The sequence below is a fragment of the Xanthomonas rydalmerensis genome, from assembly GCF_033170385.1.
Taxonomy (GTDB): Bacteria; Pseudomonadota; Gammaproteobacteria; order Xanthomonadales; family Xanthomonadaceae; genus Xanthomonas_A; species Xanthomonas_A rydalmerensis.
Genome location: NZ_CP126170.1, coordinates 1,094,385 through 1,109,436, shown reverse-complemented (window position 1 = coordinate 1,109,436; position 15,052 = coordinate 1,094,385). Strand labels below are relative to the sequence as shown.

At 70.4% G+C, this 15,052-nt stretch carries 11 protein-coding genes; 5 read left to right on the top strand and 6 right to left on the bottom strand.

Annotation, left to right across the window (positions count from 1 at the left end):
- Positions 1-122: 122 nt before the first annotated feature.
- Entirely contained in the window at positions 123-3,131 is a 3,009-nt protein-coding gene (locus QN245_RS04635) for a diguanylate cyclase (protein WP_184447109.1), read from the bottom strand.
- Positions 3,132-3,373: 242 nt separating this feature from the next.
- Here QN245_RS04635 and QN245_RS04630 point away from each other — a divergent pair, with 242 nt between their 5' ends.
- The 3 genes from QN245_RS04630 to QN245_RS04620 all read left to right on the top strand — a co-directional run bounded on the left by QN245_RS04630 (position 3,374) and on the right by QN245_RS04620 (position 6,216).
- Positions 3,374-4,036 carry a TetR/AcrR family transcriptional regulator gene (locus tag QN245_RS04630; protein WP_184645272.1) on the top strand — a complete coding sequence of 221 codons (663 nt, stop codon included), beginning with the start codon at positions 3,374-3,376 and terminating at the stop codon, positions 4,034-4,036.
- Between the two features lie 134 nt (positions 4,037-4,170).
- On the top strand, positions 4,171-4,830 hold the full coding sequence (locus tag QN245_RS04625; protein WP_160965272.1) for a protein-L-isoaspartate O-methyltransferase family protein: 660 nt from the start codon (positions 4,171-4,173) through the stop codon (positions 4,828-4,830).
- A gap of 18 nt (positions 4,831-4,848) precedes the next feature.
- Positions 4,849-6,216 carry a TolC family outer membrane protein gene (locus tag QN245_RS04620; protein ID WP_160965270.1) on the top strand — a complete coding sequence of 456 codons (1,368 nt, stop codon included), beginning with the start codon at positions 4,849-4,851 and terminating at the stop codon, positions 6,214-6,216.
- A gap of 522 nt (positions 6,217-6,738) precedes the next feature.
- On the opposite strand, the gene waaA is transcribed toward QN245_RS04620, so the two are convergent.
- Positions 6,739-8,058, bottom strand: a complete 1,320-nt coding sequence (gene waaA, locus QN245_RS04615; protein ID WP_317844684.1) for a lipid IV(A) 3-deoxy-D-manno-octulosonic acid transferase — start codon at positions 8,056-8,058, stop codon at positions 6,739-6,741.
- 102 nt (positions 8,059-8,160) lie between these two features.
- Here waaA and QN245_RS04610 point away from each other — a divergent pair, with 102 nt between their 5' ends.
- A complete protein-coding gene (locus QN245_RS04610; RefSeq protein WP_317844683.1) occupies positions 8,161-9,102 on the top strand; it encodes an LpxL/LpxP family Kdo(2)-lipid IV(A) lauroyl/palmitoleoyl acyltransferase in 942 nt (313 codons plus the stop codon).
- 4 nt (positions 9,103-9,106) lie between these two features.
- On the opposite strand, the gene QN245_RS04605 is transcribed toward QN245_RS04610, so the two are convergent.
- From QN245_RS04605 to QN245_RS04595, 3 genes are read right to left on the bottom strand one after another with little or no spacing between them, the layout of a single operon-like run.
- Positions 9,107-10,462 carry an O-antigen ligase family protein gene (locus QN245_RS04605; protein WP_317844682.1) on the bottom strand — a complete coding sequence of 452 codons (1,356 nt, stop codon included), beginning with the start codon at positions 10,460-10,462 and terminating at the stop codon, positions 9,107-9,109.
- The gene (locus QN245_RS04600) at positions 10,443-11,549 is read right to left on the bottom strand and encodes a glycosyltransferase family 4 protein (RefSeq protein ID WP_317844681.1); all 1,107 of its coding nucleotides are present in this window, start codon (positions 11,547-11,549) and stop codon (positions 10,443-10,445) included. The genes QN245_RS04605 and QN245_RS04600 overlap by 20 nt, the downstream gene beginning before the upstream one ends.
- 10 nt (positions 11,550-11,559) lie before the next feature.
- Positions 11,560-11,757, bottom strand: a complete 198-nt coding sequence (locus QN245_RS04595) for a zinc-finger domain-containing protein (protein WP_010344507.1) — start codon at positions 11,755-11,757, stop codon at positions 11,560-11,562.
- A gap of 201 nt (positions 11,758-11,958) precedes the next feature.
- Here QN245_RS04595 and QN245_RS04590 point away from each other — a divergent pair, with 201 nt between their 5' ends.
- Positions 11,959-12,198, top strand: coding sequence for a helix-turn-helix domain-containing protein (locus QN245_RS04590; RefSeq protein WP_039728970.1), 240 nt, complete (start codon positions 11,959-11,961; stop codon positions 12,196-12,198).
- 464 nt (positions 12,199-12,662) lie between these two features.
- On the opposite strand, the gene QN245_RS04585 is transcribed toward QN245_RS04590, so the two are convergent.
- Positions 12,663-14,948 (bottom strand): NADP-dependent malic enzyme, encoded by a 2,286-nt coding sequence (locus tag QN245_RS04585; RefSeq protein WP_184647836.1) that lies wholly within the window; start codon positions 14,946-14,948, stop codon positions 12,663-12,665.
- Positions 14,949-15,052: the final 104 nt, after the last annotated feature.

Below are 15,052 nucleotides of genomic sequence, written 5' to 3'. Positions count from 1 at the left end.
GGCGCCTGCGCCTTCACTCCACACGCAGGTCTGCGCAGTCGCATGGCCGACCGCCGCGTCTGCTCGTTGCCGCAGCGGCACAACGCGCGGACGACGTGCGGCGTCTGTGCCGCTGCAGCGACCTAGCCGATCACCCGATCGCGCCCCTCGCGCTTGGCCTGGTACAGGCGCTTGTCGGCCTGCACCAGCAGGTCGCGGCGGGTGCGCAGGGTCGGCGACAGGCAGGCGAAGCCGATGCTGGCGGTGAAGCACACCGCGCTTCCGTCGTCGTCGTGCAGCACCAGCTCGGCCAGGTGCGCGCGCAGCGCGTCCAGGCGCGCGCGTGCCTGTTCCTGATCCAGGCCCGGCAGCACCAGCAGGAACTCCTCGCCGCCGTGGCGCGCGGCAAAGGCCTGCTCGCCGAGGCTGGCGCGCAGTGCCTCGCCGACCCGGCGCAGTACCTCGTCGCCGATCTCGTGGCCGTAGGCGTCGTTGATCTTCTTGAAGTGGTCGATGTCCAGCAGCGCCACGCACAACGGCGAGCGCGTGGCCAACGCCCGCTCCAGCGCCGAGTTGAGATAGGGATCGCCGGTGCGCCGGTTGGGCAGGCCGGTGAGCGCGTCGTGTCCGGCCTGGTAGGCGAGCTTGCGCACCAGGTCCTCGCGTTCGAGGTTGGCCAGCTTCAACGCCAGATTCTTCGCCTTCAGTTCGTGGGTGCGCTCGGCGATGATGGTGTTGAGCCGGCGCTGGCGGCGCCGGTAGCGATAGCTGCGGCCGCGGTACCACCACAGGAGCAGGCCGGTCACGCACAGCGCCACCAGCATCACGAACGGCCAGCGTTCCCAGAACGGCGGCACCAGTTGCAGGCGCAGCGAGGCGCTGCCGATGCGTTCGCTGCGCGACCAGTCCAGCGGGCTGCTCATCGCCTGCACGTCCAGGCGGTAACTGCCCGAAGGCAGGTTGGTGTAGACCGCTTCCTCGCTGCTGCCGGCGTCGACCCACTGCCGATCGAATCCCTGCAGGCGGTAGCGGTAGCGCACCTTGTCCGGCGAGCGGAAGCTCAGCCCGGCATAGCCGATCGCGAGCCGGGCGACGCCGCCGGGCAGGCGATAATCGCCGCGCAGCGGCTGCGCCACACCATCCACCTGCACACGGGAGATCACCAGCGGCGGCGCACGCACATTGCGCCGGCTCGGCAGCGCCGGATCGATCAGCGCCAGCCCGGCCGAAGTGGGGATCAACAGCACCCCGTCGCGGCTGCGCCAGCCGGCCGGCGCGCTGCTGCCGTTGCCCTGGCCGCCGGGCATGCCGTCGCTGCGGTCGACCACGTCCACCGCCAGCGTGCTGCGCTGGCCGGCGTCCAGTTCCGCCAGGCGCGCGCGCGCGATGCGCAGCACGCCGCGATTACTGTTCGCCCACAGGTTGCCGTTGCCGTCGTCGAGCAGCCGGAACAGCTTGTCGCGCGGCAAGCCGACGCTGTGGTCGTAGATGCGCCATTGCCCGTCGCGCAGCCGCAGCAGGCCGCGGTCGCTGGCGACCCACAGGGTGCCGTCGGCATCTTCGAGAAAGTCGAAGGCGTTCTGCGCCGGAAAGCCATGCCCGCTCGGCCGCGCCTGCAACGTGCCGTCGGCCGCGAGCGTGGCGATGCCCTGGTTGGTGCCGATCCACAACACGCCGGTGTGATCGCGGTACAGCGTCTGTACCTGCCGCCCGGGCAGGCCGTCGGCGGTGCCGTAGGTCCGCGTGCGATCGCCCTTGCGATACAGCAGTCCTTCGTTGCCGCCGATCCACAGGCCGCCGTCGGCATCGGCCAGCAGCGCGCGCACCATGCTCCGCGGCACGCCCGCAGCCACGCCCAGGCGTTGCCGGATCGTGCCATCCGCCGCCAGCAGCAGCACGCCCTGGTCGTAGGTGCCCACCCACATGCCGCCGTCGCGGGCCGCAGCCAACGCCAGCACCGACGGATCGCGGCCCGGGCGCTCGCTCAGCCGCAGCGGGCGGATGCGGCCGCCCTGCCAGCGATCCAGGCCGGCGGCATGGCCGATCCAGATCGTGCCGTCGGCGTTCTGCTGGACCACGCGCACATAGTCGCTGCCGAGTCCGTCCTGGCGGGTCAGGCCGCCGGCGTCGCCCTTGGCGACACGGAACAGGCCGTCGGTGCTGCCGGCCCACACCAGGCCCTCGCGGTCCTCGATCAGCGCCGGGCTGACCACGCCGGAGATCGACAGCACCTCCTCGCTGGCGCCGTTGGAGTCGCGCCGCAGCAGTTGCCCGCTGGACAGGCTCATCCACAACTGGCCGTCCTGGTCCTGCAGCGCCGCATCGACGCGCTGGCCGCGCCGCAGCCATTGCAGGCCGCCGTTGCCGCCGAGCCAGAACACGCCCTCGTCGCTGGCCACCAGCAGGCCGCCATGGCGGTCGGGGGTCAGGCGCCGGATCGACGCCGTGCGCATCGCCGCCGCGCCCCAGCGCTGCGCCCGCGTGGCGTGCGCGGTCAGCCGGAACAGTCCCTGCGGGGTGCCCACCAACACCGCATCGCGGTAACGCAGCAGCGCGGCGATACGGGTCCTGCCCAGCCCCGCGGCAGCGCCGGCGTCGACCAGGCGCCCGTCGGCCTCGATCCGGAACAGGCCGTCCTCGCTGCCCACCCACAACCCGCCGTCGGCATCGCGCAGCATCGTGGTGACCCGCAGCCGCTGCGCGCGCGCATCGCCCAGATGCTCCCAGCGCCCGGCGGCGTAGCGGAACACGCCGTCGTAGGCGGTGCCGACCAGCATGCCGCCATCGGCTTCGGCGAGCAGCGCGAACACCCCCGACAGCTCCATGCCGGGAGTGTTTTGACGATCGAACACGGTGAAGGCGCGGCCGTCGAAGCGCGCCACGCCCTCCCAGGTGCCGACCCAGATCATGCCGTCGCGGTCCTGCGCCAGCGCGTGCACCAGGTTGTGCGGCAGCCCTTCTTCCATGGTCCAGCGCGCGATCACCGGGCGGTCGAGCACGGTGCGCTCGGTCAGCGGCGCGGCCGGCTCGGCGGCGCGCGTGGCGGTGCTGGCGCAACACAGCGCCAGTAACAGGCACAACATCACACCCACGCGGTGACGCAGCGCATGCGCACCGTCGCGACTACCGTGACGCCGATCCCCCTGTTCCATCCCTTTCCGAATCACACCGGCTACGGCGCGCGGCACCCCCTGTGGGCAGTTGACTAATCTATCACCGCCTGTTCGCTGCCGATGTCAGGGACTTCCTGACGGCTTGGAGTCGTCCAGGCCAGGCGCGCGAGGCCACCGAGCGCACGCCTGGCCCCTGCGCGACGCCGGCCGGACGCACCGTCACAATAATGAACCCATGGGTCTAGTATAAATATCGAACCGACTGGTCTAGTATTGCCGCCATGGTCAGCAAATCGCCCGCCGTCTCCGCCAAATCCTCCTCGCGTCCCGCCGGGCCCGGCCGCCCCAAGGACATGGGCAAACGCGCCGCGATCCTGGAGGCGGCACGGGAGATGTTCACCGAACTGGGCTTCGGCGGCGTCAGCATGGACGGCATCGCCGCCCGCGCCGGCGTCTCCAAGCTCACCGTCTACAGCCACTACGGCGACAAGGAAACCCTGTTCGCCGAGGCGGTGCGCGCGCAATGCCAGGCGCTGCTGCCCGACGACCTGTTCGGGCACGCGCTGAAAGGGCCGCTGCGCACGCAGCTGGTGGAGATCGGCCTGGCCTTCTTCGCCATGATCAGCAGCGAGGCGGCGATGGCCACCCACCGCATGATGCTGACCCCCGGCACCGGCGACGACCACGTCCGCGAGATGTTCTGGAACGCCGGCCCCAAGCGCACCCAGCAGGACCTGGCGACGTTGTTGCAGGCCCACGTCGCCGCCGGCGAACTGGACATCGCCGACCTGAACCTGGCCGCCTCGCAGTTCTTCTGCCTGGTCAAGGGCGAGCTGTACTCGCTGATGATGTGCGGCCTGTGCCGCGATGCCGGCCAGGACCGGATCCGCGCCCATGTCGAGGCCAGCATCGACTTCTTCCTGCGCGCCTATGCGCCGCGCTAGCCCGGCCGCGGCGCCGTCCGCCCACCCCGATGACTTCCGGCACTGCGCGCCGGGGCGCCCGGCGGCGATGCTGCGGCATACGCCCGGCCTCCGTGCCGGCTAAAATGCCCGGCCCTCCGCGTTGGATGCCCGAAATGACGATCGACTACTCCCAAGCCCGCGAAAAGATGGTGGAACAGCAGGTCCGTCCCTGGGACGTGCTGGACCTGCGCGTGCTCGACGTGCTGTCGCGGCTGCCGCGCGAGACCTTCGTGCCGCCGGCCCACCGCGCCGTGGCCTACGCCGACCTGGAAATTCCGCTGGGCCACGGCCAGTACATGATGAAGCCGGTCATCGAAGGCCGCATGCTGCAGGCCCTGGACCTGCAGCCGGGCGAGGACGTGCTGGAGATCGGCACCGGCAGCGGCTTCGTCAGCGCCTGCCTGGGCGAGCTCGGCCGCGAAGTGGTCAGCCTGGAGATCGAACCGGCCCTGGCCGCCGCTGCGCGCGCCAACCTGGATGCCGCCGGCCTGGGCAGCAACGTTCGCATCGAGACCGCCGACGCCTTCGCCTGGAACAGCGAGCGCCGCTTCGACGTGGTCTGCGTCACCGCCGCGGTCACCGAGATCCCGGCCCAGTTCCTGGCCTGGCTGCGCCCCGGCGGTCGCCTGTTCGCGATCCGCGGCCGCGCGCCGGTCATGGACGCGGTGCTGGTGCATGCCGAGGCCGGCGCGCCGCGCACGGAATCGCTGTTCGAAACCGACCTGGCGTACTACCTGCGAGGCGCAGCGCCAGTCCCCCAGTTCACATTCTGATCCATCAAGGAAGCCGCAATGATCCGCCGATCCCTCGTCCTGGCGCTGGCCGCCGCGCTGTCTCCGCTGGCTGCCAACGCCACGGACCTGCTGCAAGTCTACGAAATGGCCCGCAACAGCGACCCGCAGTTGGCCACCGCGGAATCGACCCGGCTGTACGACAAGGAAGGCGAGGTGCAGGCGCGCGCCGCCCTGCTGCCGCAGATCAACGGCAGCGCGTCGCTGCAGCGCAACCATAGCGAAGTCGAGCGCGGCGGCGGCGAACTGGCCGGCACCGGCAAGAGCCGCAGCTATGCCGTGCAGGGCCAGCAGACCCTGGTCAACTTCGCGCAGTTCTCCAACCTGCGTGCGCAGAAGGCGCGCAGCCTGGCCGCCGACTACACCCTGGACTCGGCCAACGACGACCTGATCGTGCGCACCTCGGCGGCCTACTTCAACGTGCTGGTGGCGATCGAATCGCTGGTCGCCGCCGAGACCAACGAAGCCGCCGCCAAGAAGCAGTTCGACTACGCCGACAAGCGCCTGGAAGTGGGCCTGGCGCCGATCACCGACGTGCACGAAGCGCGCGCCGAGTACGACCAGGCCCGCGCCGACACGATCACCGCGCGCAACTCGCTGCAGGACCTGTACCAGGCCTTGACCGAGATCACCGGTCAGCCGGTGCGCGACCTGCGCGGCCTGCCGGAGGACTTCCGCCCGCAGCTGCCGGCCACCGGCGGCGACATCGACAGCCTGATCGCCTCGGCGCTGGACAAGAACCCGTCGCTGCGTTCCTACCAGTACCAGGTGCAGGCAGCCGAAGCCAGCGTGTCGGCGGCGCGCGCCGGGCACCTGCCGACGCTGAGCCTGTCGGCCAGCGCCGGCCGCGACGCGAACTGGGGCGACAGCGTCTCCGGCAGCGGCAGCACGCCGCGCGCCGACAGCAACACCATCGGCCTGACCTTGAACATCCCGATCTTCGCCGGCGGCGCCACCCAGTCGGGCGTGCGCCAGGCCCTGGCGCAACGCGACATCGCCCAGGACACCTACGAACTGCAGAAGCGCGCGCTCGACCGCAACACCCGCAACGCCTACCAGACGGTGGTGGCCGGGATCAGCGAGATCGAGGCGCGGCGCCTGGCGGTGGTCTCGGCGCAGGCCGCGTTCGACGCCTCGCAGGTCGGCCTGGAAGTGGGCACCCGCACCGTGCTGGACGTGGTGCAGAACCAGCGCACCCTGTACCAGGCGCAGTTGGCCTACGCGCAGGCGCGCTACAACTTCCTGCAGAACCGCCTGCTGCTGAGCCAGGCGCTCGGCTCGCTGGACGTGGCCGAGGTGCAGTCGATCAACGCGCTGCTGACCCAGAGCGCCGAATCCAAGCTCAACTCGGCCAACAGCACGCAGTAAGCGCACGCACACGCGCTTGCTGCCAGAACGGCGGGCCTTCGGGTCCGCCGTTTTTGTATTGGGTAAGGCTTCGCGGAAGCTCCCCTGTGGGAGGGACTTCAGTCCCGACGCGGTGCGCGGTGGGATGAGAGGGGCGGCGAGTGCCATGCGTCGCAACTTGAAGGGCACCTCGAGTAACGACGAATGTCATTCGTAGGAGCGGCTTCAGCCGCGACGAAGCGCTACCGATAACGCCTCGTCGCGGCTGAAGCCGCTCCTACACGTGTGCGCATCGCACTGCGATATGCGCCATGTTGCGTCGAACCATCCTATGTGGCGCAGCGAACGCCATCCTGTGCAATGGCGCAATGATCCGGAAGCTCACTGTGGGAGGGACTTCAGTCCCGACGCGGTGCGCGGTGGGCTGGACGGAATGTGCCAACGCAGAGTGTCATGCGTCGCGACTGAAGTCGCTCCCACAAGGGGGCTTCTGCCCGTCTGCAGGCGCTCCTCCAGGCGCGTACATCTCGACGCGCCGGCGCGCTACTCCTGCGCGCCCGCGTCGTCCGCCAACGGCGGCAGATGCGGCGCGATCAGCTGCAGGGTCCGCTGCAATGCGCCGCGGCCGTTGGCGACCAGCGCGCAGCCGGCCTCGGCCATGCGCTTGCGCGCCTCGGCGTCGGCCAGCAGGCTCTGCAGCGCCGCGCACACGGCGCCGGCATCCTCGCAGATGGCCACCGCGCCGGCTTCGCGCATGCGCCGCGAGATCTCGGAGAAGTTGTGCAGGTGCGGACCGGTAACCGACGGCGTACCGACCGCGGCCGGCTCCAGCAGATTGTGCCCGCCGATCGGCTGCAGGCTGCCACCGACGAAGGCCACCTGGGCGCAGGCGTAGAAGCCCATCAGCTCGCCCAGCGTGTCGATCACGAATACCGCATCGTCGGCGCCCGGCCACTGCTGCTGGCGGCGCGTGGCCACGCGCCAGCCCTGGTCGCGCGCCAGCGCCTCGACCTTGGCGAAGCGCTCCGGATGCCGCGGCGCCCACAGCAGCAGCAGGTCCGGCCACTGCCGACGCAGTTGCCGGTGCATCTCGATCACCGCCGCTTCCTCGCCATCGTGGGTGCTGGCGGCGATCCACACCGGACGCGTCGCCGGCACGCGCTCGCGGAACGCCGCGACAACGTCGGGCAGGTGCGCAGGCGCGGCGATATCGAACTTCAGGTTGCCCAGCGCACGCACCTGCTCGGCGCGCGCGCCCAGCGCCACGAAGCGCTCGGCATCCTCCTGCGATTGCGCCGCCACGCAGGTGACGGTGCGCAAGGCGCGCCCGATCAACGGCCGCAGCACCCGGTAGCCGCGCAGCGAACGCGCCGACAGCCGCGCATTGAGCACGTACACCGGAATGCCGCGGTCGCGGCAGCCGAACAGCATGTTCGGCCACAGCTCGGTCTCCAGGATCAGCGCCAGGCTGGGGCGGAAATGCTGCAGGAAGCGGCCGACGCTGCCGGGCACATCGTAGGGCAGATACACGTGGTCCAGGGCGTCGCCCCAAAGCGCGCGCACCCGCTCCGAGCCGGTCGGGGTGATGGTGGTGATCACCCAACGGATGTCCGGGCGCTGCGCGCGCAGCGCATTGACCACCGGCGCGGCGACGTTGACCTCGCCCACCGAGACCGCATGCAGCCACACCCGCGGGCGGCCGCACGCCTGCGCATACGAGGCGTAGCGCTCGTCCCAGCGCTGGAAGTACTGGCGCACGCGGAAACCGCGCCAGACCAGGTGGTAGACGGTGACCGGCAGCAGCAGATAGAGCACGGCCGAGTACAGGCCGCGCAGCAGCCGCTCGATGAAATCGTTGCGCATCCGGACAGCATAGCCGGTTGCATGCGGCCGGCGGCAGACGATCGACATGCCCACCACGGAAGCACCGACGCGGTCGTGCGCGTGCCCGGCTAAACTTGGCGCATGTCTGCCGCCCCCACTCCGCCCGCGTCCGCCACCCAGGCCGCACCGCCGCCGCGCTCGCCCCGCCACTGGCTCACCTGGCTGCTGCTCGGCCTGGCGGTGATCGCCGCGCGTCTGCCCTGGCTGTTGCAGCGCGCCCTGGGCCGCGGCATCGGCTGGCTGGCGCTGCGCCTGGCCGGTACCCGCCGCCATGCCGCCGAGGTGAACCTGAAACTGTGCTTCCCGGAGCAGAGCGAGGCCTGGCGCGAACGCCTGCTGCGCGACAGCTTCGATGCGCTGGGCGTGGGCGTGTTCGAGTTCGCCCGCGCCTGGTGGGGCGGGATCGGTGCGATTCGCCGGCGCACCCGCATCGAGGGCCTGGAACACCTGCAGACGCTGCAGGCGCAGGGCCGTGGCGTGTTGCTGGTGTCCGGCCACTTCATGACCCTGGAGATCTGCGGCCGGCTGCTGTGCCAGTACGTGCCGCTGGCCGGGATGTACCGCCGCCACCGCAATCCGGTGTTCGAATGGGCGGTCAAGCGCGGCCGCCTGCGCTACGCCACCGCCATGTTCGCCAACGAAGACCTGCGCGGCAGCGTGCGCCATCTCAAGCGCGGCGGCTTCCTGTGGTACGCCCCGGACCAGGACATGCGCGGCAAGGACACGGTGTTCGTGCCGTTCTTCGGCATGCCCGCGGCCACCATCACCGCCACCCATCAGTTGGCGCGGCTGACCGGCTGCGCGGTGGTGCCGTATTTCCACCGTCGCGAAGGCGCCGACTACGTGCTGCGCATCGCGCCGCCGCTGGAGCAGTTCCCGTCGGAGGACATGGTCGCCGACACCGCGCGGGTCAACGCCGCCATCGAGGCGATGGTGCGCGAGGCGCCGGCGCAGTATCTGTGGATCCACCGCCGCTTCAAGCGCCAGCCCGGCGGCCGCAGCGACTTCTACGAGCGCAACTGAGCGCTCAGCGCGGCGCCGCGGCGTCGGCGCGTTCGCCCGGTTCGGGGTCATTCGCCAATAGGGCGCCGGCGTACAGGCCGATCAGCAGCATGGTCAGCCCGCCCCAGAACGACGAGTAGAAGGCCAGGTGGGTGTTGAACGGGAACACGGTGATCAACAAGGCCTGCATCGCCGGACGCGCCCGCTCGCGCGCCTGCGCCGACGCGTAGCGCCAGGCGCGCCATGCCTGTGCGGCACCGGCCAGCCACAGCAGCAGCCCGATCACCCCGGTCTCGGCGAGCACCTCGAGCACGATCTGGTGGGCATGGAAGGCCGGCTCGCGCCCCCATTCCCCGGCGTGAGTCGGATCCGGGTCGCAACTGGCGTAGGCCTCGCGGAAGCCGCGCACGCCGACGCCGTTGACCGGATGCTCGCGGATCATGCACCAGGCCGCGGTCCAGATCTGTGCGCGCCCGGTCAGCGCCGCGTTGAGGTCGGCCGGATGTCCGCTGAGCACGCGCGCGGTGCGCTCGAAGCGGTCGTGCACCTGCGGCGACACCACGCCCAGCACCGCGGCCACCAGCAGCGCGGCCACGCCCAGCGCGAGCAGCTTGCGCGCGCCGAGCAGGCGCCAGCCCGACAGCACCAGCAGTACCGCATAGGTGACCCATGACGCGCGCGAGCCCGCCAGCACCAGCACCACGCCCACTGCGCCCGCCGCGAGCAGCCAGCCCCAGGCGCCGCCGCGGCGCGCGGCCAGCCACAGCAGGAACGGCGACACGCTGGCCAGCACCTGGCCGAACTTCAGGTTGCACGGGCCGAACACGCCGCTGAGGCGATCGGCCAGGGCGATCTCCTGCGGCGTGCACAGGCCATGGTGGCTGATCGCCCACTTCAGTTGGTCCATCGACCAGAACAGCGGGCTGGTACCGCACAGCGCCTGCGCCAGCGCATCCACGGTCCAGATCGCGGCGATCACCGCCAGGCCGTTGAAGGTGGTGCGGCGCCCGCGCGGCGTCGCCACCGCCATCGCCACCAGCCACAGGAACGGCAGGAAACGCAGGTCCACCGCCGATTCGCGCAGGGCCAGCGGCACGTCCACCGCGCCCAGCGCCGACAGCGGCTGCGGCAGCCAGTAGGTGAGGAACAGCAGCGTGGTCAGCGCCCAGGCCGGACCGCTGAGCAGGCGCGCGCCGCCGCGGAAGCGGCTGTGCAGCAGGCGTACCAGGGTGACCAGCGCGCCCAGTGCCAGCACCCCGGCGGCCAGGCCCGGCGCCGGCCACAGCGCGACGAACACCAGCACCCAGACCGGCGCCCAGCGTTCGCGGACCTCGGGCAGGGGGGAAGTGGACAGGGAACCGTCAGGGCCGGAGTTCGTCATAGATCGCCAGAGTGCTGCGCTGCATCGCCTGCAGCGTATAGGGAAGCGTCGCCGGCGGCGCCGGCGGCTGCGCCAGCAGCGCGCGCGCGGTCGCCAGCAGGGCCGTGGCATCGAAGGTCGCCACCGCGCCGGCGGGCTGCAGTTGTGCCAGCAGTTCGCCGACCCCGCCGTGCGCCCAGCCCAGGACCGGCCGCCCCACCGCCAGCGCCTCGACCACGGTGCGGCCGAACGCCTCGGGCTTGCGCGAAAGCTGCAGCACCAGGTCGCTGGCAGCGTAGGCCTCGGCGATGCGCGCAGTCGGCGGCGTGAACGCCACCGCGTCGGCCACGCCAAGCGTCGCCGCCTCGGCTTCCAGTTCGCGGATGTAGGCCTCGCGCCCGGCCTCGCGCGCGCCGGGCAACCACAGCCGCGCGTCGCTGCCCTCGCCGCGTAGCGACGCCAGCAGGCGCAGCGCGTCGGCGTGGCCCTTCAGGCGGGTGCCGCGCCCCGGCAGCAACAGCAGCGGCCCGTTCCCGGCCAGCACCGGCGCCTGGCTGGCCGCCCAGGCCTGCGCATCGGGCCGGGGACGGCGCGGGAACTGTGCCGGATCGATGCCGCGCGGCACCACCCGCAGGCGCGCCGGGTCGGTCTGCGGATAGTGCTGCAGCACGTAGTCGCGCACGGTCTCGGACACGCAGATGACCCGCTCGCCGCGGGTCATCACCGCGCTGTAGCGGCTGGGCGAATTGAGCCCGTGCACGGTGGTGACCAGACGCGGGCGCTGCGCCGCCGGCATGCCCTGCAGCGCGCGCCAGCCCAACCAGGCCGGCAGCCGCGAGCGCGCGTGCACGATGTCGGCGCGCTCGCGCGCGAACAGGCGCCGCAGCGCCGGCACGTGGCGCAGGGTCAACAAGGATTTGCGGCCGATGTCCAGGGCGATGTGCTCGGCGCCGGTGGCGGCCAGCGCCGGCAGCAGCCGGCCGCCGGCCGAAACGACCACGGCGCGATGCCCGGCGTCGACCAGGGCCTGGGCGATTTCCAGCGTGGACCGCTCGACGCCGCCGGACTCCAGCGCCGGCAGCAGCTGCACCACGGTCAGGCGGTGCATCGAACCCGGATCAGTCGACCAGCACGAAGACCGCGCCGCAATACGGGCACTTGGCTTCCAGGCCCGGCTCGTCTTCGATCGGCAGGTAGACCCGCGGATGCGAGTTCCACAGCGCCATCTCCGGCGTCGGGCAGCTCAGCGGCAGGTCGGCGCGGCGCACCTCATAGCGCGTCTGGGCATTGGCGGGCGCGGTGGCGGTATGGCTCATGGCGGTGGGGACACGGCGAAAAGGACAGGCGATTCTAGCAGCCCGTCCCGGGCCAGGCGCAGGTCCCGGAGGCGACGGCAGCGGCGCCCTTTCACGCGCCTTTCTTATTCGCTTGATGCAGGGCGAACGCAGCACTATGCTGGTATCACGCGGCGCCAACATGCCGCTTTGAGGTGTCTCGTGGATATAGGTGTGCGTTTGATGCAGGCGCGGCGAAATGCCGGTTTCACACTGCGCGAGCTTGCCGCCTTGCTAGGCGTGGCGCATAGCACCCTCGGCCATTGGGAGAACAACCGTTCGGTCCCCAATGCCCGGCATTTGCTGAAGATCGCCGAACTTACCGGCGTCGATGCCTATGTGCTGCTGACTGGCAAGCCGTCCAAGCTGAACCAGACCGACAGCGACAGCCTGCCGTTGCCGGTAGGCAAGCGCATGGCCTGAGCGCGGCGTGGCGCCGTTGGCGCCGCCCCCGTGCCCGGCTCGACCCTGCGCAGCCCGCATGCCGGCTGCGCGTGATGACGCGAATGGCACTGCGTAACTTGCTATCGCCCGCGCATGAAACCGTTTCCAGCCCCAACCTTTCGCTGATCCTGCCGCAAGCGGCGCGCCCGTTCCGCCACCCAGGCCGCTTTTGGCGCGGCTCCCCGCACTGACGCTTGCGCGATCGCCGCCCTTCCCTCCCGGCCATCCTGTCTGCTGCGACACCACGCCTTTCAGGCACAGCGCCGAACACGCCCTCGCACCTTCAGGATTGCGCGCAGCGCGTGACCGCCCTTCATCCGGGACATCGGGGTGGCAGCCTTGCTGCCGTCTGTACCGTCTGCACGCTCCGGCAGTGCCGCATAGCACGCGCAGCAACACCGGCGCCGCGGTCGCGCGGGCCGGTGCGCAAGCCGCGTGGCGGCTTACTTCTCCGCTTCGAGCTGCTTGCGGATCTGCGCGTCGACCGCGGCGATCGCGGTCATGTTCATCACCCGGCGCGAGGTGGCGCTGGTGGTGAGGATGTGGACCGGCTTGGAGATGCCCATGAGGATCGGGCCGATCGCCACGCCGTCGGTGAACACGCGCACCAGGTTGTAGGCGATGTTGGCCGCTTCCAGGTTCGGCAGCACGAACAGGTTGGCGCGGCCCTTCAGCGTGCTGTTGGGCATGATCTGCTTGCGCAGCGCCTCGTCCCACGCGGTGTCGCCCTGCATCTCGCCATCGATGTTGAGCTCGGGCTTGCGCTTGAGCAGCGCCTCGCGCACCTGGCGCATCTTCAGCGCATCGCGCGAATCGTGGCTGCCGAAATTGGAATGCGACAGCAGCGCGATGTTCGGCTCGATGCCGAACAGCTTCAGGCGATAGGCGGCCTGCAGCGTGGCTTCGACGATCTGCTCCACGCTCGGATCTTCCTGCACGTGGGTGTCGACGAAGAAGAACGCGCCCTGCTGGTTGATCACGCCGGTCATCGCCGAGGTCGAGCTGACCTTCGGCTCCAGCGGAATCACGCTGCGCGCGTAGCCGAGTTTCTTGTGGAAGCGGCCGACCACGCCGGTGAGCAGCGCATCGGCTTCGCCGCGCGCGACCATCACCGCCGCGATCAACGTCGGCCGCGAACGCATCAGTTCCTTGGCCGCGGTGACGGTAACGCCACGGCGCTCGGTCAGCGCGTGGTAGTACTGCCAGTAGTCGTTGAAGCGCGGATCGTCGTGGATGTTGGTGATCTCGAAATCCACGCCGGCGGTGATGCGCAGGCCCAGGCGCTGGATGCGCGCCTCGATCACGTCGGGACGGCCGATCAGGATCGGGAACGCCAGGCCCTCGTCGATCACGCTCTGCACCGCGCGCAGCACCACTTCCTCTTCGCCCTCGGCATAGACCACGCGCTGCTTGTCGGCGCGCGCACGGTCGTACACCGGCTTCATCATCAGGCTGGTGCGGTAGACGAACTGGCTGAGCTTGTCGCGGTAGGCGGCCATGTCGGCGATCGGCCGCGTGGCCACGCCCGAATCCATCGCCGCCTGCGCCACCGCAGAGGACAGCTCGACCAGCAGGCGCGGATCCAGCGGCCGCGGGATCAGGTAGTCGGGACCGAAGCTCGGCGTCTCGCCGCCGTAGGCCGCACCGAGGTCGGAGGCCTCGCGCCGCGCCATCGCCGCGATCGCCTTGACGCAGGCGATCTTCATCTCCTCGTTGATGCCGGTGGCGCCGACGTCGATGGCGCCACGGAACAGGTAGGGGAAGCACAGCACGTTGTTGATCTGGTTCGGATAGTCCGAACGGCCGGTGCCGATGATCGCGTCCGGACGCACCGCCTTGGCCGCCTCCGGGGTGATCTCCGGATTCGGATTGGCCAGGGCGAAGATCACCGGCTGCGGCGCCATCGTCGCCACCATCTCCGGCTTGAGGATGCCGGCGGCCGACAGGCCCAGGAAGATGTCCGCGCCCTCGACGATCTCGGCCAGGGTGCGCTTGTCGGTGTCGCGGGCGTAGCGCGCCTTGTCCGGATCCAGGTCGGTACGTCCGGTGTGGATCACGCCATCGCGGTCCAGCGCCAGGATGTTCTCCGGCTTCAGGCCCAGCGAGACCAGCATGTTGACGCAGGAGATGCCGGCCGCGCCCATACCGGTGGTGGCCAGCTTGACCTCTTCGATCTTCTTGCCGGTGACCACCAGCGCGTTGAGCACGGCCGCGCCGACGATGATCGCGGTGCCGTGCTGGTCGTCGTGGAACACCGGGATGTTCATGCGCTCGCGCAGCTTGCGCTCGACGATGAAGCACTCCGGCGCCTTGATGTCTTCCAGGTTGATGCCGCCGAAGGTCGGCTCGAGGCTGGCGATGATGTCGACCAGCTTGTCCGGATCGTTCTCGTTGATTTCGATGTCGAACACGTCGATGCCGGCGAACTTCTGGAACAGCACGCCCTTGCCTTCCATCACCGGCTTGGACGCCAGCGGGCCGATGTTGCCCAGGCCCAGCACCGCGGTGCCGTTGCTGATCACCGCGACCAGATTGCCGCGCGCGGTCAGTTCGCTGGCCTGTTTCGGGTCGGCGACGATGGCCTCGCAGGCGAAGGCCACGCCCGGCGAATAGGCCAGGGAGAGGTCGCGCTGGGTCAGCATCGGCTTGGTCGCGGAGACCTTGATCTTGCCCGGCGGCTGCTGGCGGTGATAGTCGAGGGCGGCCTGTTTGAAATCGTCGTTTGACATCGAGGGCTTCTTTTGTCGAAAGGCGCGGAGGCCCGGAATTCTACCCCCAGCAGCAGGAGCGGTCCTGTCTGGCGGCTGTCGCGAGCGCCTTGGGCGCAGGGAAA

What these genes read in the sequence shown, in the direction of transcription:
- QN245_RS04600 (WP_317844681.1), bottom strand. Translation starts at nt 11,549, where the DNA reads ATGCACCGCCTGACCGTGGTGCAGCTGCTGCCGGCGCTGGAGTCCGGC.
- waaA (WP_317844684.1), bottom strand. Translation starts at nt 8,058, where the DNA reads ATGCGCAACGATTTCATCGAGCGGCTGCTGCGCGGCCTGTACTCGGCC.
- QN245_RS04590 (WP_039728970.1), top strand. Translation starts at nt 11,959, where the DNA reads ATGCAGGCGCGGCGAAATGCCGGTTTCACACTGCGCGAGCTTGCCGCC.
- QN245_RS04595 (WP_010344507.1), bottom strand. Translation starts at nt 11,757, where the DNA reads ATGAGCCATACCGCCACCGCGCCCGCCAATGCCCAGACGCGCTATGAG.
- QN245_RS04635 (WP_184447109.1), bottom strand. Translation starts at nt 3,131, where the DNA reads ATGGAACAGGGGGATCGGCGTCACGGTAGTCGCGACGGTGCGCATGCG.
- QN245_RS04610 (WP_317844683.1), top strand. Translation starts at nt 8,161, where the DNA reads ATGTCTGCCGCCCCCACTCCGCCCGCGTCCGCCACCCAGGCCGCACCG.
- QN245_RS04625 (WP_160965272.1), top strand. Translation starts at nt 4,171, where the DNA reads ATGACGATCGACTACTCCCAAGCCCGCGAAAAGATGGTGGAACAGCAG.
- QN245_RS04630 (WP_184645272.1), top strand. Translation starts at nt 3,374, where the DNA reads ATGGTCAGCAAATCGCCCGCCGTCTCCGCCAAATCCTCCTCGCGTCCC.
- QN245_RS04605 (WP_317844682.1), bottom strand. Translation starts at nt 10,462, where the DNA reads ATGACGAACTCCGGCCCTGACGGTTCCCTGTCCACTTCCCCCCTGCCC.
- QN245_RS04620 (WP_160965270.1), top strand. Translation starts at nt 4,849, where the DNA reads ATGATCCGCCGATCCCTCGTCCTGGCGCTGGCCGCCGCGCTGTCTCCG.
- QN245_RS04585 (WP_184647836.1), bottom strand. Translation starts at nt 14,948, where the DNA reads ATGTCAAACGACGATTTCAAACAGGCCGCCCTCGACTATCACCGCCAG.